This window comes from Micromonospora sp. NPDC001898, assembly GCF_042891255.1.
Lineage (GTDB): Bacteria > Actinomycetota > Actinomycetes > Mycobacteriales > Micromonosporaceae > Micromonospora.
The window spans coordinates 205,557-230,975 of sequence record NZ_JBIATC010000004.1; the positions used below are offsets into that span (position 1 = coordinate 205,557).

A 25,419-nucleotide genomic window follows, 5' to 3' on the forward strand; every position below is an offset into this window, starting at 1 on the left:
CGACGACGCATGCCCAGGCGCCCCGCTCTCCGTCCCATCCCCGTGGAGGAACACGTGAACAACCACCTCAAGCGGCAGTTGCGACGTCTCGCCACCGAGCGCCCGTACCAGGTCGTCGCCGGCTCGGCCGCGGCGCTCCTGCTGGCCTCCGGCACCGGTGTGTTGCTGGCCGGCGCCGACGACACCCCCGCCCCCCGGCAGACCACCAATGCCGCCGTGGCCGAGATCGCACCCCGCCTCGACAGCGCGGCCAGCCGCGCCCAGGCCCGGGTCGGCGCGACCCCGTCCTCCAGCGCCTCGCCGTCGCCGAGCGCCACCACGGCCGCGCCGAACCCCGACCTGACCACCAAGGCGGCCCCGAAGCAGACCACGGCGAAGCCGGCCACCCCGAAGACGCCGTCGTCGAAGGTTCTCGACTACGCGTACCAGGCGCAGACCACCTACTACTACTGCGGCCCCGCGGCGGTGCGCAACGCGCTCTCCGCCACCGGCGTCGGGAGCACCCAGGACGGGCTGGCCAGCCGCCTCGGCACCACCGAGATGGGCACCAACTCGGCCGAGGACACCACCCGGGTGCTCAACGCGATGGTCAAGGGCGACCCGTACCAGACCCGGATGATCCCGGGCGGCGCCGCCACCGGGGCGCAGATCGACCGGCTCAAGGCAGACGTGGTGAAGGCGGTCGGCGCCGGGCGCGGCGTCGTGGTGAACATCGCCGGCGACGCCACCGACGTCGACGGCGGCTGGCACTCCTTCCCCGGCGGCCACTACATCGCCGTCGTGGGTTACCGCAACGAAGGCCGTACCGTGCGGATCGCCGACTCGGCCAACCCGGCCGCCTCGGCGTACTGGATCAGCACCACGGCCCTGGCGCACTGGGCGGCGACCAGGGGCTACTCGGCCTGATCACCCTCCCCCCACCGGGCCCCGGCTCTCCCCGTGAGCCGGGGCCCGGTGCCGTCCCGGGCCGGCACCGCGGCGTCCGGGGTGCCGGCCGGCACTGCGGCCGTGACCGAACCCGTCAGCTCCAACCTCAACCCTGACGCGAACCTCTTGATCACCGGGGGGAGGGGGCGGGGGAGGGCGGGGTGGGGGTCGGGCGGGGAGTGGGTGGGGTCCAGGTCGGGGTCAGTTCGCGGCGGGCCGCCGCCAGGAACGCCTCGGCGTACTGGTGGGCGGGGAAGTCGCCCAGGTAGCGGGAGCGGGTGGCCCAGCGGGCCGCCGCCTGGGGGTCGGTGTCGAGCAGGTGACCGAGCACCTCGTCGAGGTTGGCCGCGTCGCGTCGCAGCACGTAGCCCGAGCCGGCCAGGGGGAACCGCTCGACGAACCGGTCGCCGTCGCCGCCCATGTCCGTGACCGCGTACGGTTTGCCGGAGTAGAGGTAGTCGGAGATCACCCCGGAGACGTCCGAGAGAAGCGCGTCGGACCGGTTCACGCAGTCGACCAGGGAAATCTCCCGGCTGGCCGCAGCGCCCCAGACGTGCTGCCGGCCGGTGCGGGCCCGGTCCGCGGCGAGCAGCTCCGTGAGCCGGGCGAGCTGCCGCGCCGACCCCGGATTCTGCCCGGTGTACGGGTGGGCGCGCAGGATCACCGTCGCGCCCCGGGCCAGCAGCCCTCGGACGATGGCTTCGCCCACCGGCAGTGAGCAGTAGTTCGCGTCGGCGTGGTGGCCGGTCCAGGTCGGGGTGTAGAGGACCGTCGGGTTCGGCAGGCCGGTTGCCGGCTCCCGGTGCACCTCGATCGACTCGACCTGCGGGCGGCCGACCACGACGAACTTCTCCGCCGGGATGTCGACCCCCGCGCGGGCGTACCGCTCGACCGCGGCCGGGCCGGCCACGAAGATCCGGTCGAAGATCGCCGAGACCGGGTTGGCGCTGGGCGCCTTGTCGCTGTCGCCGTGGTGGATCTGCACGTGGGTGAGCTGGGTGAACCGGATGCAGTGGCTGTTCTTCGCCCCGTGGTTGACGTAGAACGCCACCTTGAGACTCGGCACCAGCGCCTCGTCCATCGCCTTCAGGGTGGGGCAGTACACCACCGGCGCGGTGGTGGCCGCGGCGATCGGGGCGAGGAACTCCGGCTCCCGCACCATCACGAGGAACGGCCGGCCGATCCGCTCCAGGTAGGGCAGCCACATGGTGACCTGGTACTCCGACCCGGGCGGGGCGGAGAAGTGCAGCAGGAACTCCGGCTGGTGCGCCCGCAGCGCCCGGGTCACCGCGCTGCCCCCGGTGCCCGGCCGGAACCGCCGGCGGGCCAGGTCCAGGGCCACCGCCCCGGCGCCCGCGCCGACGCCCAGCGCCAGCAGCAGGGCGACGTACGCCGGCAGCGCCAGCGCGGCGACCAGCGCCACCGCGGCGAGCAGCACCAGCAGGGCGTCGGCCAGCCGACCGGCGACCAGCGGGGCCCACGACCGGGCCGGTAGGTTGGCGGCCCGGATCTCCAGGTCCCCGGCCTGCCGCAGCGGCCCCACCAGCAGCACCAGCCCCAGCAGCACCAGGGCCGTGGCGGCCAGCGCCGGGTCGAAGCCGGCGTCGAGCCGGCGGGCGTACCCGACCAGGATGCCGGCCGCGAGCAGCACCGACTCGGCGGTGCTGTCGGCGGCCGGCCGGACCCGGCGCTCCCAGCCGGCGGCGGCCAGGGCCGCCACCGCGAGCGCCAGCCCCCAGCCGGTCGCCCCGGTCAGCGCGAGGGCGAGGAACGCCAGCACCGCCAGGCCGGTGGTCGCCACCCGGGCGGTCAGCTTCCTGACCAGGTCACCACGCATGTCGTTCCCGCTTCTCCCGCCGTGTCGCGGTGGGCGTCGTCGCTCAGCCGGCCGTGGCCGGGGTCGCCGTCGGCGCGCCCTGGGCGGGAACGTTCGCGGCGGGCCCCTCGCCCAGCGCCCGCCGGACGTCGATGACCTGCCCGGTCAGCTCGGAGATCAGCACGTCCAGCGAGGACTGGGCGACGGTCTCCGCGGCGAGCAGGGTGTGCTCCGGCTCCTCGCCGAACGCCTTGGTGCGCATCGGGGTGGCGGTGCGCTCCGGGTTGATGCAGTTGACCCGTACGCCGAACTCGGCCCACTCGTCGGACAGCGCCTGGGTCAGGTTGACCAGCGCGGCCTTGGTGGCCGAGTAGAGCGCGTAGCGGGCCCGGCCCCGGGTGTACGAGCTGGAGGTGTACAGCAGGAGCTGGCCCTTGGTCTGCTGCAGGTACGGCAGGGCCTGCCGGGCGACGGTGACCGGGCCGACGAAGTTGACCTGGAGGACCCGGTCCATGGTCTCCTGGTCCATCTCCGCCAGTTCGCCCTTCTCCAGGACGCCGGCGGTGACCACCACGTGGTCGATCCGGCCGGTGGCCTCGAAGGCGGTCTTCAGCGCGGCCTCGACGTCGGCGGCCCGCTCGACGTGGGTGCCGGTGCTGGAGCGGCTGAACGGGAAGACCTGCGCGCCGTAGCGGCGGGCCAGTTCGGTCAGCTCGTGGCCGATGCCGTAGCTGCCGCCGAACACGACGACGGTCCGGCCGGTCAGCTCCTCGGTGTAGGAGCGGTGGTCGGTCAGCCGGGGTGCCTGCGCGGCGGCGAGCTGGAAGAGCTTGTCCGCGAGGTGCACGTCGACCGGGTGGGTGACCTTGATGTTCTCGTCCGAGCCGTCGATCACCTTGATCGGGGTGCCGGGCAGGTAGCGCAGCACGACGCCGCAGTCGTCGGTGGCGGCGAAGTTCGCGTCACCCCCGGCGATCCGGTACGCCTCCCGGATGGTGCCCGAGCGGAACGCCTGCGGGGTCTGTCCCCGGCGCAGGGTGGAGCGGACCGGGATGTCGGTGATGCACTCGTTCTCGTCGACCTGGATGATCGTGTCGGCCGAGGGGATCGCCACGTCGACCGCCGTGTAGGTCCAGAGCGCGTTCACGCACTCCCGGACGATCCGGCCGCTGAGCAGCGGGCGCACCGCGTCGTGGAAGAGGATGTTGACGTCGCCCTCGCCGATGGCGTCCAGGGCGATCCGGGTGGTCGCGTTGCGGGTGTCACCGCCGGTGATGACCTTGCTGACCTTGCGGAAGCCGGCCTTGTCGACGATCTGCTGGGCGTCGGGGACGTGCCCGGCGGCCATCAGCACGATGATCTCGTCGATCTCGGGGGCCGCCTCGAAGACCGCCAGGGTGTGCTCGATGATCGGCTTGCCGGCGATCTTCAGTAGCTGCTTCGGGATGCCCAGGCCCAGCCGGGTCCCCGTGCCCCCCGCGAGGACCACCGCCACCGTCCGCGAGGGGCGCCAGGGAGCCGGGCTGGCCGGCGTGGCGTCCGGTGCGGCGGTGCGGTCCTGCGTCATTGCCGTTCCTCACTTCTGCGCGGGGGTGGGGGATTCGCGCCTCGATGACCGGTTGGTGAATTCTGACCGGGGTCGAGGGAAACCTTAACGCGGGTGACGGAGCGCGCCGTCCGGGGCAGCCGCGACCGGCGCGCTCCGTCGTCCTACTTGTGGCCCTCGTAGGCCTTGCAGACCTCGTCGGTGGGGCCGTCCATCTTCAGGACGCCGCCCTCCAGCCAGATGGTCCGCTCGCAGGTGTCCCGGATCGAGCTGATCGAGTGGCTGACCAGGAACACGGTGCCCGCGCTGGCGCGCAGTTCCCGGACCCGCTCCTCGCTGCGGGCCCGGAACTTGCGGTCACCGGTGGCCAGCGCCTCGTCGATCAGCAGCACGTCGTGCTTCTTCGCGGCGGCGATGGCGAAGCGGAGCCGGGCGCCCATGCCGGAGGAGTAGGTCCGCATCGGCAGCGAGGCGAAGTCGCCCCGCTCGTTGATCCCGGAGAACTCGATGATGTCGGGGGCGAGCCGCTTGACCTCGTCGGGGTGCATGCCCATGGCCAGGCAGCCGAGCACCACGTTGCGCTCACCGGAGAGGTCGTTGAGCAGGGCCGCGTTCACGCCGAGAAGCGACGGCTGGCCCATGGTGTACACCGCGCCCCGGGCCGGTGGGAGCAGCCCGGCGATCGCCCGTAGCAGGGTCGACTTGCCCGAGCCGTTGCTGCCGATCAGTCCGATCGCCTCACCCTGGTACGCGGTGAAGCTCGCCCCTTTGACCGCGTGCACCTCGCGGATGTTCGGCGCGTTGGTCCGGGACACGATGCGCTTCAGGGCGGAAACCGGGCTGCTGCCGCCGGTGGCGCCCTTGTGGATCCGGTAGATCACGTGTACGTCGTCCACGACGACGGTGGGGATCCGCCCGGCGTCCACCACGGCGGCACCACCCGCCGGCTGGGTCTGGTCAGCCACGGCCGTACTCCTTCTCTCCGCGCCAGAAGTAGACGAATCCGCCGATCCCCATGACGACGGCCCAGGCCAGCGCGAGCGTCCAGAGCCGTAGGGGGGACGTCACCATCTGTGCCTGGTTGGACTCCAGCAGCGCGTACCGGGCCAGCTCGATGTAGATCAGCGGCGGGTTGCACTCCAGCAGGGACGCCGCCCAGCTCGGCAGGTGCTCCCGGAACAGCACGACCGGGTAGAGCACGCCGGACGCGTACAGCCAGGTCCGCATCACGAACGGCATGACCTGCTTGAGGTCGGTGAGCTTCGAGCCGAGTCGGGCCATCACCATGGTCAATCCGACGTTGAAGACCGTCTGGAGCGCCAGGGTGGGCAGGAGCAGCAACCAGCGGAAGGTCAGCGGCTCACCGGTCACCAGCACGATGCCCGCCAGCACCACCATCGACATGAGCAGCTGCTGGAACTGCACCAGGGTGACGGTGATCGGCAGCGCGGCCCGGGGGAACTGCAGGGCCCGGATCAGCCCCAGGTTGCTGGTGATCGCGCTGGTCCCGTTCTGCACCGCCGTCTGGGTGAACATGAAGACGAACACGCCGGTGCAGAGGTACGCGATGAAGTTCGGGACGTTCCGGTGCTGGGACATGATCACGCCGAAGATCAGGTAGTAGACCGCCGCGTTGGTCAGCGGGGTCAGCACCTGCCACAGTTGGCCGAGCTGTGTGTTGCTGAACGTCGAGGCGACCTTCGCCCGCGAGTACGCGGCCATGAAGTGTCGGTATGCCCACAGCTTGCGGGCGTACTCGGCCAGGGAAGGGCGTTCCCCGGCGACCCGCAGACCGTAGCGCTTCGCGAGTTGGGCCCGGGTCAGCCCGGATTCGGGGTCGGCCACCGCGGTGTTGGCCATGGTCAGGCGCTCCGATCTTTCGTGCCGATGGGGAGCAGGTGATGTGTCGCGGCGAGAAATTCGGCGTCGCCGGTGCGGAGAGGGTGCCTCGCTGCTGCGTGGAAGGTAGTCCAAACCACGTCGGGACGCAACCGTATCGTCGTTGCGCTACATTGTCCCACGTGACGACGGAGAAGAGGCGTGCCCCGGCCGGTGCGGCGGTGCTGCGTGGTGAGATCACCACGGCCATCCGCGCTGCCGTCATGCAAGAGTTGGCCGAAGTCGGCTACGGACGCCTCTCGATCGAGGCGGTCGCCCGGCGGGCCGGTGTCAGCAAGACCGCCATCTATCGCCGCTGGCGCTCCAAGCTCGATCTGGTGCTCGACATGGTCACCGCGGTCGCGGGGCGCAGGCTGCCCCTGCTGGACACCGGCAGCCTGCGCGGCGACGTGGAGGTGCTGCTGCTCGCCGCCTCGACGGCGCTCGGACACCCGCTGGCCTCGCAGATCATCCCGGACCTGCTGGCGGAGGCGGCGCGTAACCCGCAGATCGCCGAGACCCTCCACCGGGCGATGCGCGACTACCAGGTCCGGCTCGGCGAGATCGTGATCGGCCGGGCGGTCGCCCGCGGCGAACTGCCGACCGGCGCCGACCCGTGGGCCGTGGCCGATCTGATCGTCGGCCCGGTCTACTGGCGGTTGACGATCTCCCGGGCATCCCTCGACGCCGCACAGTTGAGCACCATGGCGACGGCCGTCGTCGCGGCATTGCGAGTAGCATGTGCTGACTTACCGGATCGGGAAAAAGAAGTGTGGGACGACCGCGCACTGCCCGAATCTGAACCGCGCCGGGTCGGCGCGTGAACGTCGCGGTCGCACGGCTCGGCCACGCAGGTACCGGCTAGTATCGCCATCCGAACCCCCACCGCCACCACCCGACACAGGAGGATCCCCCATGGCTGGGCAGCACCCAGACTTCATCCCACCGGCGCGGCCGATCATTGGCGAAGCCGAGATCGAGGCAGCTGTGCGGGTGCTGCGCAGTGGCAAGGTGGTGCAGGGGCCCGAGGTGGCGGCGTTCGAGGAGGAGTTCGGCGAGTTCGTCGCCGGGCGGCACTGCGTCGCCGTCAACTCCGGCACGTCCGCGCTCCAGCTGACCCTGATGGCGCTCGGCTTCGGCCCGGGCGACGAGATCATCGTGCCGTCGTTCTCCTTCGCGGCCAGCGCCAACGCCGTCCGGTTGGTCGGTGCCGAGCCGGTCTTCGTGGACATCGAGCCCGGCAGCTTCTGCGTCGACCCGGAGGCGGTCGCCGCCGCGATCACCCCGCGGACCGTCGGCATCATGCCGGTGCACCTCTACGGGCACCCCGCCGCGATGGACCGGATCATGGCCATCGCCGAGCGGCACGGCCTGGCGGTCGTCGAGGACGCCGCCCAGGCCCACTACGCCTCCCTGCACGGCACCCCGGTCGGCGCCTTCGGTGCCGCCGGCTGCTTCAGCTTCTACCCCACCAAGAACATGCACGCCCTGGAGGGCGGCATGATCAGCACCGCCGACGCCGGCCTCGCCCGCACCCTGCGGCTGCTCCGCAACCAGGGCATGGAGCAGCGGTACGCCAACGAGATCGTCGGCGCCAACATGCGGATGACCGACGTGGCCGCCGCCATCGGCCGGGTGCAGCTCGGTCAGCTCGGCGACTGGACCGAGCAGCGCCGGGCGAACGCCAAGTTCCTCGACTCCGCCATCACCGGGATGGTGACCCCGCCGGTGGCCGACGCCGCCAAGCACGTGTACCACCAGTACACCGTGCGGGTCCGTGGCAACCGGGACGCCGCCCAGGCCCGGCTGACCGAGCTGGGGATCGGCAACGCCGTCTACTACCCGACCCCGATCCACCGGCTCAAGCCGTACCTCACCCAGGACGGCACGCCAGGTCCGTGGGAGCTGCCGGAGACCGAGCGGGCCGCAGCCGAGGTGATCTCCCTGCCGGTGCACCCGTCGCTGAGCCAGGCCGACCTCGAGCGGATCGCCGAGGGCGCGAACCTCGCCGGTGGTGCCCGGTGACCGCGGGTCGCAAGCTGCGCGCCGGCCTGATCGGCCTCGGCGCGATGGGGCGTAACCACGCCCGGGTCCTCTCCGGCCTCGACGGCGTCGAGCTGGTCGGCATCGTCGACCCGGCCGGCGACGTCACCGGCACGCTCCGCGCACCGGTCGTGCCGGAGCTGGCCGACCTGCTGGCCATGGGCATCGACTACGCGGTGGTCGCCTGCCCGACCGCGCTGCACGAGCGGATCGGCCTGGAGCTGGCCGGCAACGGGGTCTGCGCGCTGATCGAGAAGCCGCTGGCCCAGTCGGTCGAGGCCGCCACCAAGCTGGTGGAGGCGTTCGAATCCGCCGGCCTGGTCGCCGGCGTCGGTCACATCGAGCGCTACAACCCGGCCCTGCAGAGCCTGCGTACCCGGCTGGAGGCCGGCGAACTGGGCGAGGTCTTCCAGGTCGTCACCCGGCGGCAGGGGCCGTTCCCGCACCGGATCGCCGACGTCGGCGTGGTGATGGACCTGGCCACCCACGACATCGACCTGACCGCCTGGGTGACCGGCCAGGAGTACAGCTCGGTGGCGGCCCGCACGGTGTCGCGCAGCGGCCGGCTGCACGAGGACATGGTCTCCGTGGTCGGCCAGCTCTCCGACGGAACGATGGTCAACCACCTGGTCAACTGGCTGAGCCCGCTCAAGGAGCGGTCCACGGTGATCACCGGCGACCGGGGCTGCTTCGTGGCCGACACGCTCACCGCCGACCTCACCTTCTACGCCAACGGCGCGATCGACACCGAGTGGGAGGCGCTGCGCGCGTTCCGCGGGGTGGCCGAGGGCGACATGGTGCGCTTCGCGATCCCGAAGCGGGAGCCGCTGCTCGTCGAGCACGAGCGGTTCCGCGACGCGGTCGAGGGCAAGGAGAACGACATCGTCACCCTGCGCCAGGGTCTGCGGACCGTGGAGGTTGCCGACGCGGTGCTCCGCTCCGCGGCCGGGGGCTCCGTCGTGTCTATCCCGGCGGACGGTCAGGGCTGAGCGCGGTGAAGGTCCTGATCGCCGGCGGCGCCGGTTTCATCGGCAGCACCATCGCCTCAGCCTGCCTGGACGAGGGCATCACTCCGATCATCCTGGACAACCTCAACACCGGGCGGATCGAGTTCGTCGAGGACCGGGTCTTCTACCGGGGCGACATCGCCGACCGGGCTCTGGTGGACCGGATCTTCGCCGAGCACCCGGACATCGAGGCGGCGGTGCACTGTGCCGCGCTGATCGTGGTGCCGGAGTCGGTGGAGCACCCGCTGCGCTACTACCGGGAGAACGTCGCCAAGTCCGTCGAGTTCCTGGACGCCCTGGTCGACAACGGCTGCGAACGGTTCCTGTTCAGCTCCTCCGCGGCGATCTACCAGCCCGGCGAGGACTTCGCAGTGGACGAGACGTCCCCGGTCGCCGGGACCAGCCCCTACGCCGAGAGCAAGGCCATGATGGAGCGGGTGCTGGAGGACAGCTCCCGCGCGTACCCGCTGCGGGTCATCTCTCTGCGCTACTTCAACCCGGTCGGTGCCGACCCGAAGATGCGTACCGGCCTGCAACTGGCCCGTCCGTCGCATGTGCTCGGCAAGATGATCGAGGCAGCGCGAACCGGATCGGCCTTCCACCTCACCGGCGCCGACTGGCCGACCCGGGACGGCTCCGGCATCCGGGACTACGTACACGTCTGGGACCTGGCGCGAGCCCACGTCGAGGCGCTGCGCCGGTTCGACACAGTGCTGGACGGCGACCGCCGGTACGAGGTGATCAACCTCGGCAGCGGCAACGGCACGACGGTCCGGGAACTGCTGGACGCCTTCAACACGGTGCTCGATCGGCCGATCCCCACCGTGGTGTCGCCCCGCCGCCCGGGCGACTCGGCCGGCACCTACACCCGCAGCGACCGCGCGCGGCGTCTGCTGGGCTGGGCTCCGACCCTCTCGCTGGCGGAGGGCATCCAGCACTCCCTTCAGTGGGCGGAGCTGCGCGACAGCGTGCTGGGCCCGGAGGAGGACGCCGAGCGGACTCCGGCCGGCCGGGTGCCCAGCCCGCGCTGAACCGACGGCGCAGCCCGTAGCGAGCGCATGACGACAACGGCCCCACCGGTCAGACCGGTGGGGCCGTCATCGTTCGGGTCAGGACTGCGCGTCGCCCAGCAGCAGCTCGTCGAACTGGTGCTTCACCACCGACCAGTCCCACTCGCGCAGCGCGTACGCCGACGCTTCCCGGCCGACCGCGCGCCAGGTCTCGTCGTCCGCGGTGGTCTGCAGGATCCGCTGCACCGCCTCCTCCGGACTGTCGATGACCCAGCCCTCCGGGTACAAGGTCCGGGCGCTGTTCGGCCGTCCGGCGAAGAACGGCCAGTCGCGGACCACCGGGACGGCACCGCTGGCCGCGCCCTCCATCAGGCCGCAGTGGCAGCCCTCGCGCACCGACGAGCTGATGATCACGCCGATGTCACTGAGCATCTTCGGCACGTCGTTGGTGGCGCCGAGCCGCTGCACCGCCCCGCTGGCCTCCAGTTCCCGCACGTCGCGGTTGAACGCCTCCAGGTACTCCCGGCTGGCCACGCTGACGTCCGGGTTCATGTCGCCGCCCACGAGCAGCAGCCGGTACCGGTCGTCGCGCTCGCGCAGCAGCCGCAGCACCTGGATCGCCCAGCGCGGATCCTTGGCCACCTGGCTGATGCCGACCATGCCAAGCTGGAAGCGGGCCTTCGCCGGCTTGTCGATCCGGAAGCCGCGCAGGTCCATCGCGTTGTCCAGCACGTGCATCCGGGGCGCGTCCGGCCCCTGGAGGTAGGGAACCAGCGCGGTGGTCAGGTCCTTGATGTGGTCGGCGACGAAGACGAGATCGTCGATCCGGGAGAAGTCCACCATGTACGGCCAGCGGGACAGCGCCTCGTAGCTGTGCAGCCGGACGATGATCCGGGTGCTACCCGGGTCGACCATGGTGAACAGAGCGGCCGGGGCGACGCACCAGTCCACGAAGACGGTGTCGGCCCAGTCGAGGTGCGGCCGAATCCGGTCCTCGGCCTTCTCCCCGTACGGTGTCTCGTCGGCCGTGAGTCGGTGCTCCAACATCGGCTTCGATGCCCAGGTCACGCTCTTGAGCGCGGCGTTCGCGGCCAGGTCCAGGAAGCGGACCTCCACCCCCGGGTGGGCGTCGTAGTGGTCCCGGATCAGCTTCAGGAAGTTGTCGTTCGCGCTGGTCGCGATCAGCAGGCGCAGCGGCCGGTCGGTCGGCGGCGGCGCGGCCGGCTGGCTGCGACCCCGGGGACTCGCCACCGTGGTCGCCGCGAGCGACCGACGGAACGGGGCGACGAAGCCCTCCGGGTCCTCCGCCAGCGGCGAGGTGAGCTGGTCGATGTGCAGCACCCGGTCGAACGCCAGCGTCATGGCGCGATTGAGCAGGTCGGCCGCCGCGGCGTTCTCGTCCGCCCGGTGCCGCTGGTCGGCGACGGCGAGCAGTGCCCTGACCGCGGCGTCCAGGTCCCGGGGCGGCATACCGGCCTTCAGCTCGCGGCTGGCCGCCTCGCCCAGCATCTTGGCCTGGGCGGTTGGCTTGCGCAGCTTGTTGGCTGTGGCGGTGAGGATCAGCGCCTCGCCGTCGGGACGGTCCGCCCAGGCCATCCCCTTGGCCACCTGGTGAGCCACCTTGGTGCGCAGCGAGTCCGAGATCTTCGGGGCCTTCACCGCGGACAGCCAGAGCTGGGTGCCGGCCTTGCTGCGCATGATCGGCCGGGCGGTCGCGGCGTTGACCGCTGCCCGTGGCGCGGCGTTGATCAGGCGGTTCACGCCCTGCCGGACCACGGCGGTCGACGGAATGCCGTTGGTCAGCCGCTGTAGCGGACCGGGGGAGGTGCGAGCCTCCCGCTCCGCCAGCGCCTGCACCGCGGCCTGAGTGCCGTAGCGGGCGTCGGCGGTGCGGTTGCGCTGGGCCATCCGCCACACGGTGTAGACGGCGTGCGAGTCGAGAGCCACCAGTACGTCGGCGGTGCGGCTCCGCTCCCGGGCCCACGGCTCCCGGCGGATCCGGGCCCACACCCGCTCACCGGGCACCGCCCGGGCGGCGGCGCGGGTTGGGGTGGCCTTGGAGATGTCCTCGGGCAGTGCGCACAGCCCGTCGAGTTGCAGGCCGGCCGGCAACTCGTCGGCGTTGACCGCGCCGACGAGGTGTACCCGGGCCCCGGCCTCGCGCAGCCGCTGCACCGCCATGTTCAGGATCCCCGGCTGCGGAACCACGCCCGCCACCAGCAATACGTCGCTCATACGCGCACCCCACCAGCTCGCTCGGCCTCGTCCTTCGGCAGCGGCTCGCTCGACGGGTGCACGACGGCGCCGTTGACCGGCAGGTCGGTCGGCGCGTCGAGGACGTGCTCCGCCAGTTGTTCCACCGCCCGGCGCATCAGGCTCTCCCTCGTGAACGGGTCGGCGTGAGCCCGGACCGCAGCCCGCTGCTCCTCGGTCGCCGTGGCGACCATCCGCGCGGCCGCCCGGAAGCTGTCCACCAGCCGGATCTCGTCCAGGCCGCAGGCGCCCGTCCAGAGCGGATGGCTGTCGAGCACCCGGCAGGCGTCGTGGTCGACCTCGTGCACCGAGACGATGGGCAGGCCGGCGGCCATGTACTCGTACACCTTGCCCGAGGTGACGTAGCGACCGCCGATGAGGATCAGCACGAGGGCGTCCCACCCGGCGTACGTCTCGGCGACCTCCGCCTTGCGGACCGGCCCGCCGAACGAGACTCCGTCGACCTCAGCCTCGCGGATGAGCTCGGTGAGGCCGTTGGCCTCGCGGTTCGCGCCCGCGCCGATGTGGCCGCGGATCTCGAACCGGGCGTTGCGCAGCAGCGGCTCCTGCTTCCGAGCCTCCCGCCACGCGTTGAGCACCACCCCCAGCTGGTGGCTGGTGTAGTTGACGGTGCCCAGGTAGCCGAAGGTGAGTCCGGTCTCCGGGTCGGGACGGCGCGGCTGGATTATCGGCACGCTGTCCTTGTCGTACCCGTTGCGGACCACGTGCACCCGGTCCGCAACGTGCGGGTAGTGCTCCCGGTAGTGGTCCGCGATCGGGTCGTTGACCACCCAGAGCGACTGGCAGTGGTCGAGGATGCGCCGTTCCCAGACCCCGGCGTCCGAGTCCGGGGTGAACGCCGGGCCGCCGTGGACCACGTCGAGGGACCAGCCGTCGCGGAAGTCGACCGCGTACGGCACACCGTGGGTCTCCCAGAGCTTCCACGCCGCGGCCAGGTTCACGTACGGCACGCAGCTGGCCAGCAGCAGGTCGGCCGGGTGCTGGCGGTGGACGTCGAGCACCGCCTGCTCCAGCGCGCCGCGCCAGCTGCCGAAGACCGGCTCGGGGAAGATCCTCTTCTCCCGCTTACGCAGGTTGGCCAGCCACTTGGCCGGACGCAGCGCGCGTTCCTCGCTGAACTTCCGGACGTCGGTCTCGAGGTCCTCCCGGGCCAGCGGCAGCTCGACCACCTTGATCTCCGGGTCGACCTGTTCCAGGAGGGTGTAGTCGAGCCCCGAATCCCGCTCCCACGAGGCCGCCTCGATGGTCACCACGGTGACGTCCCAGCCGATCCGGCGGAACTGGTTCGCGGTCTCCCGCATCCGGTACGCGCAGCTCTTGGCGGCGGGCGGGAAACCGACGGCCAGATAGATGAGGTGGGGGCGGCGGCCGCGGTCGGCGGCGGACGGTCGGTCGGTCGGAGGGGATGTCGACACGTCGCGGGAATCCATCATGGTTTGGTGAGTACCCCGTGTCTCTCGGTCAGCGGGCGGGTTCACTTCGTGACGAGCGTCTCGACGACCCGCTGGGCCGCCCGGCCGTCGCCGTACGGCGTGCCCTGGGCGGCGGTCGGCGCGGGGCGGGTCGCGATGTCGGCCCACTCCGAGCGGGAGTGGACCGACGGGTCCGGCACCAGGCGGTTCCAGCCGTCCACCAGCGTCTCCACCCACTCGGTCTCCGGCCGCAGCGTGGTGCACGGCCGGGACAGCAGGTAGGCCTCCTTCTGCAGGCCGCCGGAGTCGGTGACCACGCCGGCCGAGCCGAGTACCGCCGCGACCATGCCGGCGTACGGCAGTGGGCGGCCGACGTGTACCGCCCCGCGGGCCAGCTTCACCCCGTGCTCCGCGGCCTTGGCCACCAGCCGCGGGTGCGCCAGCAGCGCAACCGGCACGGGCAGATCCGCCAGGCCGTCGATCAGGGTGGCGAGGCGCTCGCGCGAGTCGGTGTTCTCGGCCCGGTGCAGGGTGGCCAGCAGGTACGGCTCGTCGGGCGCGATGCCGTCCGGCAGCGCCGGTGCCGGGTGCTTCCCGGCCAGCACGGCGTCCCGGACGCCGAGACAGACGTCGACCATCACGTCGCCGACCAGCGTCGAGCGGGCGGCCAGGCCCTCTGCCGCGAGGTGGCGCATGGCCTCCTCGCTCGGGGCCAGAAGCAGGTCGGCCGCGTGGTCGGTGAGGATCCGGTTGTGCTCCTCCGGCATCCCCCGGTTGAAGGAGCGCAGGCCCGCTTCGAGGTGGGCGACCGGCAGATGCAGCTTCACGGCGGAGACCGCGCCGGCGAGCGTGGAGTTGGTGTCGCCGTAGACCAGCACCCAGTCCGGCTTCTCGGCCATGAAGACCGGGTCCAGCGCGGCGAGGGCCTTGCCTGTCTGCACTCCGTGCGAGCCGGAGCCGATCCCCAGGTGGATGTCGGGATCGGGGATGCCGAGCCCGGAGAAGAAGACGTCCGACAGATCCGCGTCGTAGTGCTGACCCGTGTGCACGATCACGTGCTCGTGCTCGGTGGAAGCGAACGCGGCGGCGATGGGGGCCAGCTTGATCAGCTGAGGGCGTGCCCCGACGACGCTGATGACCTTCACCTGGTTGGCTCCTCGTATGATCTCGTGAAGGGCAGCCGCGCGTCGACAGGTGCTGCCCCTTGAGTCAGACGAATTCTGCCTCAGTCCGACGTGACCGCCAAATCCCGGCACGCGGTGGGGGCAGGTGTCGGCGAGCTGCCGCCCGCTGATCGCCCGCGCCGGCTTGCGGTGGCGCGTCGCCGCCGACCGGGCGACCCGTAGGATGCGCCGGTGACGACGGCGCGTTCTTCCGGCAAGATCCCGGCCAGTGCTCCTGATACCCCGGCGCAGCCCGCGCCCTCGACGGCCGCAGCGGACACGGACGGGAACCACACCCCGTCCCGCCGCGGTTCCGGTCTCGGCCGTCGGTTCAACGTGGGGCGTCGCGTCGACCTCCTCGTCGGGCTGGCCTACCTGCTGGGCGCGTTCTGGGTCACCGCGCGCGGCTGGCGTGACGTCGACGGCCGGCTGCTCGGCAGCCGCCCGGACGACCAGGGGTTCAACGAGTGGATGCTGGCGTACGCCGCGCGCGCGGTGACCCACCTGGAGAACCCGTTCCTCACCACCCTGCAGAACGCCCCCGAGGGCGTCAACCTGATGGCGAACGTCGGGATGCAGCTGCCGGGCGTCCTGCTGACCCCCGTCACGCTGCTCGGCGGGGCGTCGCTGTCGTACCTCGTGCTCATCACGCTGAACCTGGCCGGCACCGGCTTCGCCTGGTACTGGGTGCTCTCCCGGCATCTGGTCGACTCCCGGGCGGCGGCCGTCACCGGCGGTCTGTTCTGCGCCTTCGCGCCGGCGATGATCGCGCACAGCAACGGCCACCCGCACATCACCGCGCAGTGGCTGGTCCCCTTCCTGGTGTGGCGGATCGTCCGACTCACCCGGTCCGGATCACCGGTCCGCGAGGGCCTGGTCCTCGGCGCGCTGGTGGCCGTGCAGTTCTTCATCTCCCTGGAGATCCTCTTCCTGGTCGCCCTCGGTGCCCTGATGGCCGTGGTCGCCCACCTCGTGCTGCGTCCGCGGGAGTCACTGAGGATCGCCCCTCGCGCGCTGCTCACCCTGGCGACGGCCGGCGGACTGGTGCTGTTGGTCGCCGCGTACCCGCTCTGGATGCAGTTCGCCGGGCCCCAGCACCGGATCGGCCACCCGGGTGACCCGGACGTGTACACGCTGCGGCTGAAGTCGTTCGTGGCCTACGCCACGGAGTCGATCGCGGGTGGACCGGACAGCGCTCGCGGCCTCGCACCCAACGCCACCGAGCAGGCCAGCTTCTTCGGTTGGCCGGTGCTCGTGCTGGTCGGTGCCACGGTCGTCGCGCTCCGCCGCGAACTGGCCGTACGGGTGCTCGCCGTCGTCGCGTTGGTCTCGGGTGTCCTCGCGCTCGGCTCGACGGTCAGTTGGGGGCCGGAGAAGAGCGACATCCCCGCCCCGTTTGTCCTGCTGCGCGGCCTGCCGATCGTGGACGCCATGGTCATCGCCCGGTTCGCCCTGATCACCACGGTCGTCCTGGGTCTGCTGCTCGCCCTGGCGGTCGCCCGCCTTGAGGGCCTCAGGTCACACGCGTCGCGGGCGGCCGTCCCGCTGCGGGTGCTGACGGTGGCGGCGCTGGTGGCGGCCCTGCTGCCGATGCTGCCGACCCCGCTGCCGGCGAGGGGACGGGTGCCCGTTCCCGACTTCGTCACCTCCGGCGAGTGGCGCGGGCACGTTGCCGAGGGGCGGACCCTGGTGCCCGTGCCGGTGCACAACATGACCTCGATCAACTGGGGTTCCGCCGCGCTGACGGACTTCGCCGTGCCGCAGGGTTACTTCCTGGGACCGACCTCGCCGAGCGACGACACCGGCCGGTGGGGAACCGCACCGCGCCCGACCGCGCTGCTGCTCACCGCCGTTGGCGCCGGGACCCGGCCGCCTTCGGTGAGCGCCGCCGAGCGGCAGCAGGCGGTGGCGGACGTGCGCTGGTGGCGGGCGGACGCGGTGGCCCTGCCGGAACACGCGCACGAGGCCGAGTTGAAGGCTTTCCTGGACGCCTGTTTCGGTCCGGGGCAGCGGGTGAAGGATGTCTGGTTGTGGGACGTCCGTCCCTTCACCGGGTGAGCGGGGCGCCGCCGGTCAGGGGGAGAGCTTCGAGACCAGCAGCAGGTAGCCGCCGAAATAGGCGGAGGAAGCGGTCAGGCCGATCAGAATCACCACGAGCCGGGCGGTGCTGGTGGCCGCCAGCCCCCGAGCCAACGGCAGCAGCAGCGCGAACGCCGGTAGCAGGAAGCGCGCCTTGGAGTTGAAGTACCCGGACGCCCCGATGGTGGTCACCAGCATCATGGCGCTGTAGGCCAGCAGCGGCCAGGGCTGCCGGTCGATGATGCTGAGCGCGAAGAGGATCAGACTGGCCGCCAGGACCGCGACGATCAGGTACCACTGGAGCGTGGCCGCCGGACCGTCGAGGGTGTGGCCGATGGACTCCAGGGTGCCCGCCCCGCCGTCGAAGGTCGATCGCCAGCCCTCGGTCTGGATCTGGAACCAGCCGTCCACCCGGCCGGTCCGCCAGCCCACCCAGGCGACGTAACCCAGCCATCCCAGTGGCGCGAGGAGGACGGCCACCGCCGGCCGCCAGGTGCCGCGGCGCCGGACCAGGGCGATCAACGCGGCCAGCGCCACGACCGGGATGAGCGAGGTGGCCGTGGGCCGCGTCAATCCGGCCAGCAGGCAGAGTGTGCCGGCGGTCAGCCACCGTCCGGTCAGCACGGCGTACAGCGACCAGGCGGCAAGGGCGGTGAAAATCGACTCGGTGTAGGCCATCGACTCGACGATCGCGTGTGGCACCAGACCCCAGACGACGGCCAGCAGGATCCCGGTACGCCGCCCGTGCAGGTGGTTGCCGACCGCGAACAGGCCCCAGGCCGCGGCCAGCGAGGCGAGCCAGGCCAGCGCAACCGCGGTGTTCCGCATCCCCAGCGGTGACAGCGGCTCGGCGAACCGCACCAGTAGGGGGTAGAGCGGGAAGAAGGCCATGTTGCTCTGCAGGACTTCCGCCCGGTCGTACCCGTGCTCGGCGATGCGGAGGTACCAGCCGGCGTCGGCGCGGATGCCGACCAGCCGACCGAACCGGGCGTCGCGGGCGTCCGCCCATACCGCCAGCGTGACCAGCCCGACCACCCGGACCGCGGTGTAGCCCACCAGTGCCGGCCAGGCCGCCGAAAGCGCCCGGCGTAGCCGCGCGACCGGATGGGCACCCGCCCCCTGGACCCCGATGGCCCCTTCGCCGCGGTCGTCGTCCCGCTCGGCGATCACGCCCGTGTCGCTTGCCAACCTGGCCATCGCATGCCCCCCGGCAGGTGTCAATCCCGGGCGAGATTAGCAAGGAGGACCGCCTCCGCCGCACGCGCCGGGCCGTGCGGCGGCTCCTGAAACCGGCTCGCCGGCCCTTCAGCTCGGCGTCGCTGACCGGTGACCCTGGTGCCGTACACTCGCGGAGGTTCCGTCCGGTGCCTGCGGCTGAGCGAGGTCGACGGCGCGGGCGGAGGTCGCTGTCAGGCCGTCGGCGGTTGCCGGCGAGCCGAACCCGTGGCCAGCGGCGGATCCCCGCCCGCAGCGAACACGGCGATCGGGGAAGGATCGGATGAGCACGCCGGACGTCAGCGTCATCGTCGCCGTCTACAACACCATGCCATACCTGACCAGCTGTCTGGACTCGCTGGTCGGGCAGAGCATCGGCCTGGACCGGCTGGAGGTCGTCGCGGTCGACGACGGCTCCACCGACGGGAGCGCCGCCGAGCTGGATCGGTTCGCCGAGCGGTACCCCGGCACCGTCACCGTGCTGCGTCAGCCCAACTCGGGCGGTCCGGCGGCCCCCAGCAACCGCGCCCTGGACCACGCGCGCGGCCGGTACGTCTTCTTCATCGGCTCGGACGACCACCTGGGGCCGGAGGCGCTGGAGCGGTTGGTCGGCGCCGCCGACCGGTGGGACTCCGACGTGGTGCTCGGCCGGATGGTCGGCACCAACAAGCGTTACGTGCACCAGGCCGTCTACGCCAGCACGCAGGAGGAGGTCGACCTCTTCGGCGGCGACCTGGCCTGGTCGCTGTCGAACACCAAGCTGTTCCGCCGGGACCTGATCGAGCGGCACGGCCTGCGGTTCCGCGAGGACCTGCGGATGGGCAGCGACCAGCCCTTCACGTTGGAGGCGTGCTTCCGCGCCAGGCGGATCTCCGTCCTGGCCGACTACGAGTACTACTACGCGGTCAAGCGGGACAACGCGCAGAACATCACCTACGCCAGCCGGTTCGAGGAGCGGCTGCGCTGCGCGGAGGAGCTCGTCGGCTTCGTCGTCGACCTGATCGAGCCGGGGCCGCGCCGGGACGCGATCCTGCTGCGCAACTTCAGCTGGGAGGTGGCGAAGCTCCTCCAGCGCGAGTTCCTCGCCCTCGACCCGGACGCCCAGCAGAAGGTCCACGACCGTATCCGCAAGCTGGCCGAGGCGTACCTCACCGACGGCATCGTGGCCCGGTTGGCGCCGGACCTGCGGCTGCGGTTGGTCCTCGCCCGGGACGCCGGCCTGGACCGGCTGCGTGACCTGGTCGGCCAGCAGTTCGACAAGACGCTGCCCGAGGTCGTCGTCGAGGAAGGCCGCTGGTACGCCCACTACGTCGGCTTCCGCGACCCCTCGCTCGGCTATCCGGACGAGTGGTACGACGTGACCGACCAGGCCGCCAAGGTCATGGTGAAGCTGACCGCGACCGCCCTGGCCTGGGGCCGGGACGCCGCCGGGGCCCGGGTCCTGGTGGTCACCGCGCAGAGCCGCTGGGCGGCGCTGGCGACGCTCGGCGCCGAGGCGGTGCGGATCAGCGTCGGCGAGCTGGCGGGTGTCAGTTCGGTCACCGCGGGCGGCCCCGGTACCGTCGTGCGGACGGACTTCGCGCTGGACCAGCTACTCGCGGTCGTCGCCCCGAGCGGGGAACGTCGGGCGGTGCGGGCCGAGGTCACCGCCTTGGGCGGGACCGGCACGTCGCCAGTGCGTACCGACCGCCGGATATCCGCACCCCGCCTGCTGGCCCGGCACGGTGTCCGGTTTTACCTCGTCACGCCCACCACCAACCACAAGGGCCAGGTGATCGTCGCGATCACTCCGGTGACCCCCCGTCGGTTCCTTGCCCGCCTGCGCCGTATCTGGCCCTCTGGAGGAAAGTAGTTACATGGACATCTGCGTCGTCGCGCTCGGAAAGATCGGCCTGCCGCTTGCCGTGCAGTTCGCCTCGAAGGGGCACCGGGTGGTCGGTGCCGACGTCTCCGAGCGGGTCGTCCAGCTGGTCAACGACGGTGCCGTGCCGTTCCCCGGCGAGGCCGACCTCGACGTCAAGCTGAAGGAGGTGGTGGCCGCCGGTCTGCTGTCGGCCACCACCGACACCGCCGCCGCGGTCGCCGGGTCCGAGGCGGTCGTCGTGGTCGTGCCGCTCTTCGTGGACGCGGACGGTGTGCCGGACTTCGGCTGGATGGACGACGCCACCCGGGCCATCGCTCGCGGCCTCAAGCCGGGCACCCTGGTCAGCTACGAGACCACCCTGCCGGTCGGCACCACCCGCACCCGCTGGGCGCCGATGCTGGAGGAGGGCTCCGGCCTCACCGCCGGCAAGGACTTCCACCTGGTCTTCAGCCCGGAGCGGGTGCTCACCGGCCGGGTCTTCGCCGACCTGCGCCGTTACCCCAAGCTGGTCGGCGGCATCGACGAGGCGTCCGCCTCGAACGGTGTCCGCTTCTACGAGGCCGTGCTGGACTTCGACGAGCGGGCCGACCTCGACCGGCCCAACGGCGTCTGGGATCTGGGCTCCGCCGAGGCGTCCGAGCTGGCCAAGCTCGCCGAGACCACCTACCGGGACGTCAACATCGGTCTGGCGAACCAGTTCGCCCGGTTCGCCGACACGGTGGGGGTGGACGTCACCAAGGTCATCGATGCCTGCAACACCCAGCCGTACAGCCACATCCACTCGCCGGGCATCGCCGTCGGCGGCCACTGCATCCCGATCTACCCCCGGATGTACCTGTGGAACGACCCGGCGGCCACCGTGGTGCGCTCGGCCCGCGAGGCCAACGCCGCCATGCCCGAGTACGCCGTCGACCTGCTCGCCGCCGCGTACGGCGACCTGACCGACGTGGGGGTGCTGGTGCTCGGCGCGTCGTACCGGGGCGGGGTCAAGGAGACCGCCTTCTCGGGCGTCTTCCCGACCGTGGAGGCGCTGCGCGAGCGGGGTGCCAAGCCGTACGTCTCCGACCCGATGTACACCAACGAGGAGCTGGCCGCGCACGGCCTGCCCGGCTACGACGGCGAGCCGGTCGGCGCCGCCGTCATCCAGGCCGACCACGCCGAGTACCGCAGCCTCGCCCCGGCCGACCTGCCGGGCGTCTCGGTGTTGGTCGACGGCCGGCGGATCACCGATCCGGCCCGCTGGACCGGCGTCCGTCGGGTGGTCATCGGCGGCTGACCCGGTCCGCCCGGTCCCCGTGGGCCTCGGCCGCTCGCCGGCCGGGGCCCACTGCTTTCGTGGCTCGACCGACACGTTCGGTGAGCGGCATCCTCGGCTGTCATCCGCCGGACACCCCAGCAATACTTGTGTTACTTGCCCCGTTTAGGGTCGCAGATGCCTGGTATCGGACCCATCGACGCCGGCGAGTAGACAAGGGAGCGTGTCGTTGTTCAGCAGAGCGCGAAACCAGCAGGGTCTCGCCGTCGTCGGTGTGACCCTGCTGGGCTACGGGGTCATGGTCCTGTCCGGTGTCTTCGACTGGCTGATCCCGTACGTGGTCGCGGCGTTGGTCGCCGTCGCCGGTGAGTTGGCCCTCGCCACCCGGTTCGCCGCAGCGGGCGAGCTGCTCCAGAAGGCCGGACTCGGACCGGTCTGGCGGTGGCTCGTCCGTGACCTGTCGGTCGTGCTGCTGATCGTCAGCGCGGTCGGTCCGGCAGCCGGCGGGACCGTCGCGGTCCTGTTGCTGCCGGCCGCCCTCTGGAGCGTTGCCGTCGGCAGCGCCGCCCTCAGCGCGGTCGGCGAGCACCGCGCTTCGACCCCGGCCCTCACCCGCAACACCGACCTCGCCCGTACCGCCGGGGTGCCGGGTCCGCCAGCCTGGGCGCAGCGGATCGCGGGCCTGCGACTGCCGTTGATCAACGTGCTCCTCGTCCCGGCGGCCGTGCTGGCCGTACTGGTCGACCGGGTCGCCCCCGTGGTGGTGACCGGGCTGGTCACCTTGGCGGTGGGACTGGTCACGGTAGCCGTGCTCGCGCTGGCCGGGCGGGGTGGGCGTGGCGGGGGGCAGGGGTCGCTGTCAGCCGTGCACGCCTGGCTGGCTCGGGAACGGCCCGAGGTGGCGCTCTACTTCGCCGGCCCCGCCAAGGACGTCTACCAGGCCAACATGTGGCTTGCCCCGGTCGAGGCGGCCGGGCGCCGCGCGGTGGTGCTGCTCCGTAACGACGAGGCGTTCCGCGAGCTGGCCGACACCCGGTTGCCGGTGATCTGCGTACCGGCCGGGGTCGACTTCATGAACCTCGACCTCAGCTCGATCCGGGTCGCCCTGTACGCGGCGAACGTCGGCGCCAACATCCACATGCTGCGTGAGCCGGGAACGAGGCACGTCTTCGTCGGCCACGGTGACAGCGACAAGCAGGCCAGCGTCAACCCGTACAGCAAGGTGTACGACGAGGTCTGGGTGGCCGGGGCGGCCGGTCGGGAGCGGTACGCCCGGGCCGGGGTGGGCGTCCTCGATCGCGACATCGTGGAGGTCGGCCGCCCGCAGCTCGCCGGGGTGCACACCTTCGGCGCGGAGTTCACCGACCGCCCGTTCACCGTGCTCTACGCCCCCACCTGGGAGGGGTGGCTGGACGACGACCCGTATCACACCTCGCTGGTGCTGATGGGGGAGCGGATCGTCGCCGGGCTGCTCGCCGCCGGCGGCGTCCGGGTGGTCTACAAGCCGCACCCGCTCACCGGCAACCGGTCGAAGAAGGCCCTGGCGGTGCACGAGCGGATCGTCGCCCGGCTCCGGGCCGTCGGCGGGCAGGTCGACCCGACCTCGCTGGGCGGCACCGCGCACCTGGTGGTCACCGGCCGCACGCCGGCCCTGTTCGACTGCTTCAACGCCACCGATCTGCTGATCAGTGACGTGTCGAGCGTGGTCTCCGACTTCGTGCAGAGCGAGCGGCCGTACGTGGTGGCCAACCCGGCAGGTCTGTCCGAGGACGAGTTCCGCCGGACGTTCCCCACCGCGCGGGCGGCGTACCTGCTCTCGCTCGACTGCGGGGAGTTGGAGAAGGTCCTCGCCCTCGCCCGGGGCGGGAACGACCCGATGGCCGAGGCGCGGCGGGAACTGAAGGAGTACCTGCTCGGACCGGCCGGGTCCAACCCGATGGACCGGTTCCGGCAGGAGATCGGCCGCCTCTGCGGTTGACCTGCTCGGGTCGGAGACGAGAGCCGGGGGGGGGGGGGGGGGGGGGGGGGGGGGGCCCCCCCCCCCCCCCCCCCCCCCCCCCCCCCCCGCCCGGTCATGTCGTCAGCCGCGCTGCGGCGGGTTGTCGGCGTCGCGGGAGACGACCTCGCCGCGCTCGTCGACCCAGCCCTTGGGCCGTGCCGGGTTGCCCGCCACCAACTGGTACGGCGCGACGTCCCGGGTGACCACCGAGCCGGCGGCGATCATCGCGTACTCGCCGACCTCGATCCCGCAGACCAGGGTGGCGTTCGCGCCGATCGAGGCGCCCCGGCGGACCAGGGTCGGGGTGATGGTCCAGTCCGGGTTCTGCGCCCGGGGGCGGAAGTCGTTGGTGAAAACGGCACACGGGCCGACGAAGACCTCGTCCTCGATGGTCACGCCCTGGTAGACCGAGACGTTGTTCTGGATCTTCACGAGGTCGCCGACGGTGACGCCGGCGTCGACGTACACGTTGCGACCGATCACGCAGCCGGCGCCGACCCGGGCGCTCGACCGGATGTGGGCCAGGTGCCAGACCTTGGTGCCGTCGCCCACCTGGGCGCCCTCCTCCACGTCGGCGCTCGGGTGGACGAAGACGTCGGGTCGGTCGGTGGTGTCAGTCATCGCTGCTCGCATCGCTCGGGGCGCGCCGTCGCGCCGGCGGGTGGACGCGTCGGGACGGCGACGGGTGCCGGCCGCCCGCGCGGATCGGACTGCCACGCCCGCCGGCGGGCTGCGGTCACCCCGGCCGGCGCGCGGACTCGGGTGAGCATAGCGATCCCTCAGCGGAGCAGCCGCGCCACCGCGTCGGCGGCCGGGACGTCCGCCGGCAGCGGGTGGGCCGCGGCCACGGCGGCCACCGGCAGCGTCCCGTACAGGTGCGGGAACGGCGCCCCGCCCCGGGACGGCTCCCAGCGCAGCGCCGCACCGAGCGCCGCCGGGTCCACCGCCAGCAGGGTGAGCCCGGTGGCGCCGGCGAAGTGCCGCCGGGCCGTCTCGACGAGCTGGTCGGCGGCGGAGAGGTGGATGAACCCGTCCTGGCGGTCCACCGCCGAGCCGGCGAAGTGCCCGGCGTCCCGGGCGGCGTCCCACTCGGTCGTGGCCAGCAGCTTGTAGATCACCCCGGCAGCCTACGGCGACCGTGGCCCAGCGACCCGGGACGCGCCCCGGCCGGGCCTGCGGCCGGCGGAGAGGGTCTGACCGGCCGGCCCTCCCGTCCGGGCGGTGCTTCTGCGACCATTCGACGACCGAGGAACGAGGAACGGAGGTCCGGGGTGCGCATCCTGCTGGTCGAGGACGACCGACGGGTGGCCGCCGCCCTGTCGTCCGCCCTGACCCGCCGCGGCTACGAGGTGGAGCACGCCGCCACCGTCGCCGCCGCGCTGTCCGCCGCGCCCTGCGACCTCGTGCTGCTCGACCTGACCCTGCCTGACGGCGACGGCACCGACCTGTGCCGGGTGCTGCGCCGGCGCAGCGCCCAGCTCGGCATCATCGCGGTCACCGCCCGGGGCGAGGAACGCGACCGCGTCCTCGGCCTGCGACTGGGCGCCGACGACTACGTGGTGAAGCCGTTCTCGATGGTCGAGCTCCAGGCCCGGATCGAGGCGGTGCTGCGCCGGGCCGCGCACGCCGCCCCGGAGCGGGACGTGATCCAGGCCGGCCCGGTCCGCATCGACGTCGCCGGGCGGACGGTCACAGTCGACGGTCGGGAGGTGACCCTCACCCGCAAGGAGTTCGACATCCTGCTCTCGCTGGCCCGGCAGCTCGGGGCGGCGGTGCCCCGGGACCGGATCCTGCTCGACGTGTGGGGCACCACCTGGGCGGACCGGCACACCGTCGAGGTGCACGTCGGATCGCTGCGCGGCAAGCTGGGCGACGCCCGGCTGGTGGAGACGGTCCGTGGGGTCGGCTACCGGCTGCGTGGGGAGTGAGGG

The 25,419-nt window shown here is 72.1% G+C and carries 20 protein-coding genes; 10 read left to right on the forward strand and 10 right to left on the reverse strand.

What is annotated here, in order from left to right; genetic code table 11:
- Positions 1-42 precede the first annotated feature (42 nt).
- Positions 43-906, forward strand: a complete 864-nt coding sequence (locus tag ACFYZF_RS11470; RefSeq protein ID WP_387018588.1) for a C39 family peptidase — start codon at positions 43-45, stop codon at positions 904-906.
- 151 nt (positions 907-1,057) lie between these two features.
- Here the strand turns inward: ACFYZF_RS11470 and ACFYZF_RS11475 are convergent, their stop codons facing one another.
- From ACFYZF_RS11475 to ACFYZF_RS11490, 4 genes are all read right to left on the reverse strand, one after another.
- Positions 1,058-2,764, reverse strand: a complete 1,707-nt coding sequence (locus tag ACFYZF_RS11475; protein ID WP_387018591.1) for a CDP-glycerol glycerophosphotransferase family protein — start codon at positions 2,762-2,764, stop codon at positions 1,058-1,060.
- A gap of 43 nt (positions 2,765-2,807) precedes the next feature.
- Positions 2,808-4,310, reverse strand: a complete 1,503-nt coding sequence (locus tag ACFYZF_RS11480) for a D-ribitol-5-phosphate cytidylyltransferase (RefSeq protein WP_387018594.1) — start codon at positions 4,308-4,310, stop codon at positions 2,808-2,810.
- 143 nt (positions 4,311-4,453) lie between these two features.
- Positions 4,454-5,254, reverse strand: coding sequence for an ABC transporter ATP-binding protein (locus ACFYZF_RS11485; protein WP_387018596.1), 801 nt, complete (start codon positions 5,252-5,254; stop codon positions 4,454-4,456).
- The gene (locus ACFYZF_RS11490) at positions 5,247-6,149 is read right to left on the reverse strand and encodes an ABC transporter permease (RefSeq protein ID WP_387018599.1); all 903 of its coding nucleotides are present in this window, start codon (positions 6,147-6,149) and stop codon (positions 5,247-5,249) included. The genes ACFYZF_RS11485 and ACFYZF_RS11490 overlap by 8 nt, the downstream gene beginning before the upstream one ends.
- Before the next feature lie 161 nt (positions 6,150-6,310).
- Between ACFYZF_RS11490 and ACFYZF_RS11495 the strand changes: the two genes are divergently transcribed.
- The 4 genes from ACFYZF_RS11495 to galE all read left to right on the forward strand — a co-directional run bounded on the left by ACFYZF_RS11495 (position 6,311) and on the right by galE (position 10,248).
- Entirely contained in the window at positions 6,311-6,991 is a 681-nt protein-coding gene (locus tag ACFYZF_RS11495; RefSeq protein WP_387018602.1) for a TetR/AcrR family transcriptional regulator, read from the forward strand.
- A 91-nt stretch (positions 6,992-7,082) separates the two neighbouring features.
- Positions 7,083-8,192 (forward strand): DegT/DnrJ/EryC1/StrS family aminotransferase, encoded by a 1,110-nt coding sequence (locus tag ACFYZF_RS11500; RefSeq protein ID WP_387018604.1) that lies wholly within the window; start codon positions 7,083-7,085, stop codon positions 8,190-8,192.
- Positions 8,189-9,199: a Gfo/Idh/MocA family protein gene (locus tag ACFYZF_RS11505; protein WP_387018607.1), complete on the forward strand. Its 1,011-nt coding sequence runs from the start codon at positions 8,189-8,191 to the stop codon at positions 9,197-9,199. Before ACFYZF_RS11500 ends, ACFYZF_RS11505 begins: the two co-directional genes overlap by 4 nt.
- A 5-nt stretch (positions 9,200-9,204) precedes the next feature.
- Complete coding sequence (gene galE / locus ACFYZF_RS11510) at positions 9,205-10,248, forward strand: UDP-glucose 4-epimerase GalE (protein WP_387018610.1); 1,044 nt, start codon at positions 9,205-9,207, stop codon at positions 10,246-10,248.
- A 78-nt stretch (positions 10,249-10,326) separates the two neighbouring features.
- On the opposite strand, the gene ACFYZF_RS11515 is transcribed toward galE, so the two are convergent.
- From ACFYZF_RS11515 to wecB, 3 genes are read right to left on the reverse strand one after another with little or no spacing between them, the layout of a single operon-like run.
- On the reverse strand, positions 10,327-12,462 hold the full coding sequence (locus tag ACFYZF_RS11515; protein ID WP_387018612.1) for a glycosyltransferase: 2,136 nt from the start codon (positions 12,460-12,462) through the stop codon (positions 10,327-10,329).
- On the reverse strand, positions 12,459-13,916 hold the full coding sequence (locus tag ACFYZF_RS11520) for a glycosyltransferase (RefSeq protein WP_387018615.1): 1,458 nt from the start codon (positions 13,914-13,916) through the stop codon (positions 12,459-12,461). Before ACFYZF_RS11520 ends, ACFYZF_RS11515 begins: the two co-directional genes overlap by 4 nt.
- Before the next feature lie 59 nt (positions 13,917-13,975).
- Entirely contained in the window at positions 13,976-15,058 is a 1,083-nt protein-coding gene (wecB, locus tag ACFYZF_RS11525; RefSeq protein ID WP_387018617.1) for a non-hydrolyzing UDP-N-acetylglucosamine 2-epimerase, read from the reverse strand.
- A 354-nt stretch (positions 15,059-15,412) separates the two neighbouring features.
- Between wecB and ACFYZF_RS11530 the strand changes: the two genes are divergently transcribed.
- A complete protein-coding gene (locus ACFYZF_RS11530; protein ID WP_387018619.1) occupies positions 15,413-17,134 on the forward strand; it encodes a hypothetical protein in 1,722 nt (573 codons plus the stop codon).
- Positions 17,135-17,149: 15 nt separating this feature from the next.
- Here ACFYZF_RS11530 and ACFYZF_RS11535 read toward each other — a convergent pair whose 3' ends face one another.
- Positions 17,150-18,352 carry a hypothetical protein gene (locus ACFYZF_RS11535; RefSeq protein ID WP_387018622.1) on the reverse strand — a complete coding sequence of 401 codons (1,203 nt, stop codon included), beginning with the start codon at positions 18,350-18,352 and terminating at the stop codon, positions 17,150-17,152.
- Between the two features lie 301 nt (positions 18,353-18,653).
- Between ACFYZF_RS11535 and ACFYZF_RS11540 the strand changes: the two genes are divergently transcribed.
- From ACFYZF_RS11540 to ACFYZF_RS11550, 3 genes are all read left to right on the forward strand, one after another.
- The gene (locus ACFYZF_RS11540) at positions 18,654-20,222 is read left to right on the forward strand and encodes a glycosyltransferase family 2 protein (protein ID WP_387018624.1); all 1,569 of its coding nucleotides are present in this window, start codon (positions 18,654-18,656) and stop codon (positions 20,220-20,222) included.
- A 4-nt stretch (positions 20,223-20,226) separates the two neighbouring features.
- Entirely contained in the window at positions 20,227-21,510 is a 1,284-nt protein-coding gene (locus tag ACFYZF_RS11545; RefSeq protein ID WP_387018627.1) for a nucleotide sugar dehydrogenase, read from the forward strand.
- A gap of 208 nt (positions 21,511-21,718) precedes the next feature.
- Complete coding sequence (locus ACFYZF_RS11550; RefSeq protein ID WP_387018629.1) at positions 21,719-23,467, forward strand: CDP-glycerol glycerophosphotransferase family protein; 1,749 nt, start codon at positions 21,719-21,721, stop codon at positions 23,465-23,467.
- 102 nt (positions 23,468-23,569) lie between these two features.
- Here ACFYZF_RS11550 and ACFYZF_RS11555 read toward each other — a convergent pair whose 3' ends face one another.
- Together ACFYZF_RS11555 and ACFYZF_RS11560 are read right to left on the reverse strand one after the other, a co-directional pair.
- A complete protein-coding gene (locus tag ACFYZF_RS11555) occupies positions 23,570-24,109 on the reverse strand; it encodes an acyltransferase (RefSeq protein WP_387018632.1) in 540 nt (179 codons plus the stop codon).
- 158 nt (positions 24,110-24,267) lie between these two features.
- The gene (locus tag ACFYZF_RS11560) at positions 24,268-24,606 is read right to left on the reverse strand and encodes a DUF952 domain-containing protein (protein ID WP_387018634.1); all 339 of its coding nucleotides are present in this window, start codon (positions 24,604-24,606) and stop codon (positions 24,268-24,270) included.
- A gap of 153 nt (positions 24,607-24,759) precedes the next feature.
- Here ACFYZF_RS11560 and ACFYZF_RS11565 point away from each other — a divergent pair, with 153 nt between their 5' ends.
- On the forward strand, positions 24,760-25,416 hold the full coding sequence (locus ACFYZF_RS11565; protein WP_387018637.1) for a response regulator transcription factor: 657 nt from the start codon (positions 24,760-24,762) through the stop codon (positions 25,414-25,416).
- Positions 25,417-25,419 lie beyond the last annotated feature (3 nt).

Bases quoted from the DNA above. Each gene is read 5' to 3' on its own strand.
- ACFYZF_RS11540 (WP_387018624.1), top strand. From the start codon at position 18,654: ATGAGCACGCCGGACGTCAGCGTCATCGTCGCCGTCTACAACACCATG.
- ACFYZF_RS11480 (WP_387018594.1), bottom strand. From the start codon at position 4,310: ATGACGCAGGACCGCACCGCCGCACCGGACGCCACGCCGGCCAGCCCG.
- ACFYZF_RS11490 (WP_387018599.1), bottom strand. From the start codon at position 6,149: ATGGCCAACACCGCGGTGGCCGACCCCGAATCCGGGCTGACCCGGGCC.
- ACFYZF_RS11555 (WP_387018632.1), bottom strand. From the start codon at position 24,109: ATGACTGACACCACCGACCGACCCGACGTCTTCGTCCACCCGAGCGCC.
- ACFYZF_RS11500 (WP_387018604.1), top strand. From the start codon at position 7,083: ATGGCTGGGCAGCACCCAGACTTCATCCCACCGGCGCGGCCGATCATT.
- ACFYZF_RS11475 (WP_387018591.1), bottom strand. From the start codon at position 2,764: ATGCGTGGTGACCTGGTCAGGAAGCTGACCGCCCGGGTGGCGACCACC.
- ACFYZF_RS11535 (WP_387018622.1), bottom strand. From the start codon at position 18,352: ATGGCCAGGTTGGCAAGCGACACGGGCGTGATCGCCGAGCGGGACGAC.
- ACFYZF_RS11545 (WP_387018627.1), top strand. From the start codon at position 20,227: ATGGACATCTGCGTCGTCGCGCTCGGAAAGATCGGCCTGCCGCTTGCC.
- ACFYZF_RS11515 (WP_387018612.1), bottom strand. From the start codon at position 12,462: ATGAGCGACGTATTGCTGGTGGCGGGCGTGGTTCCGCAGCCGGGGATC.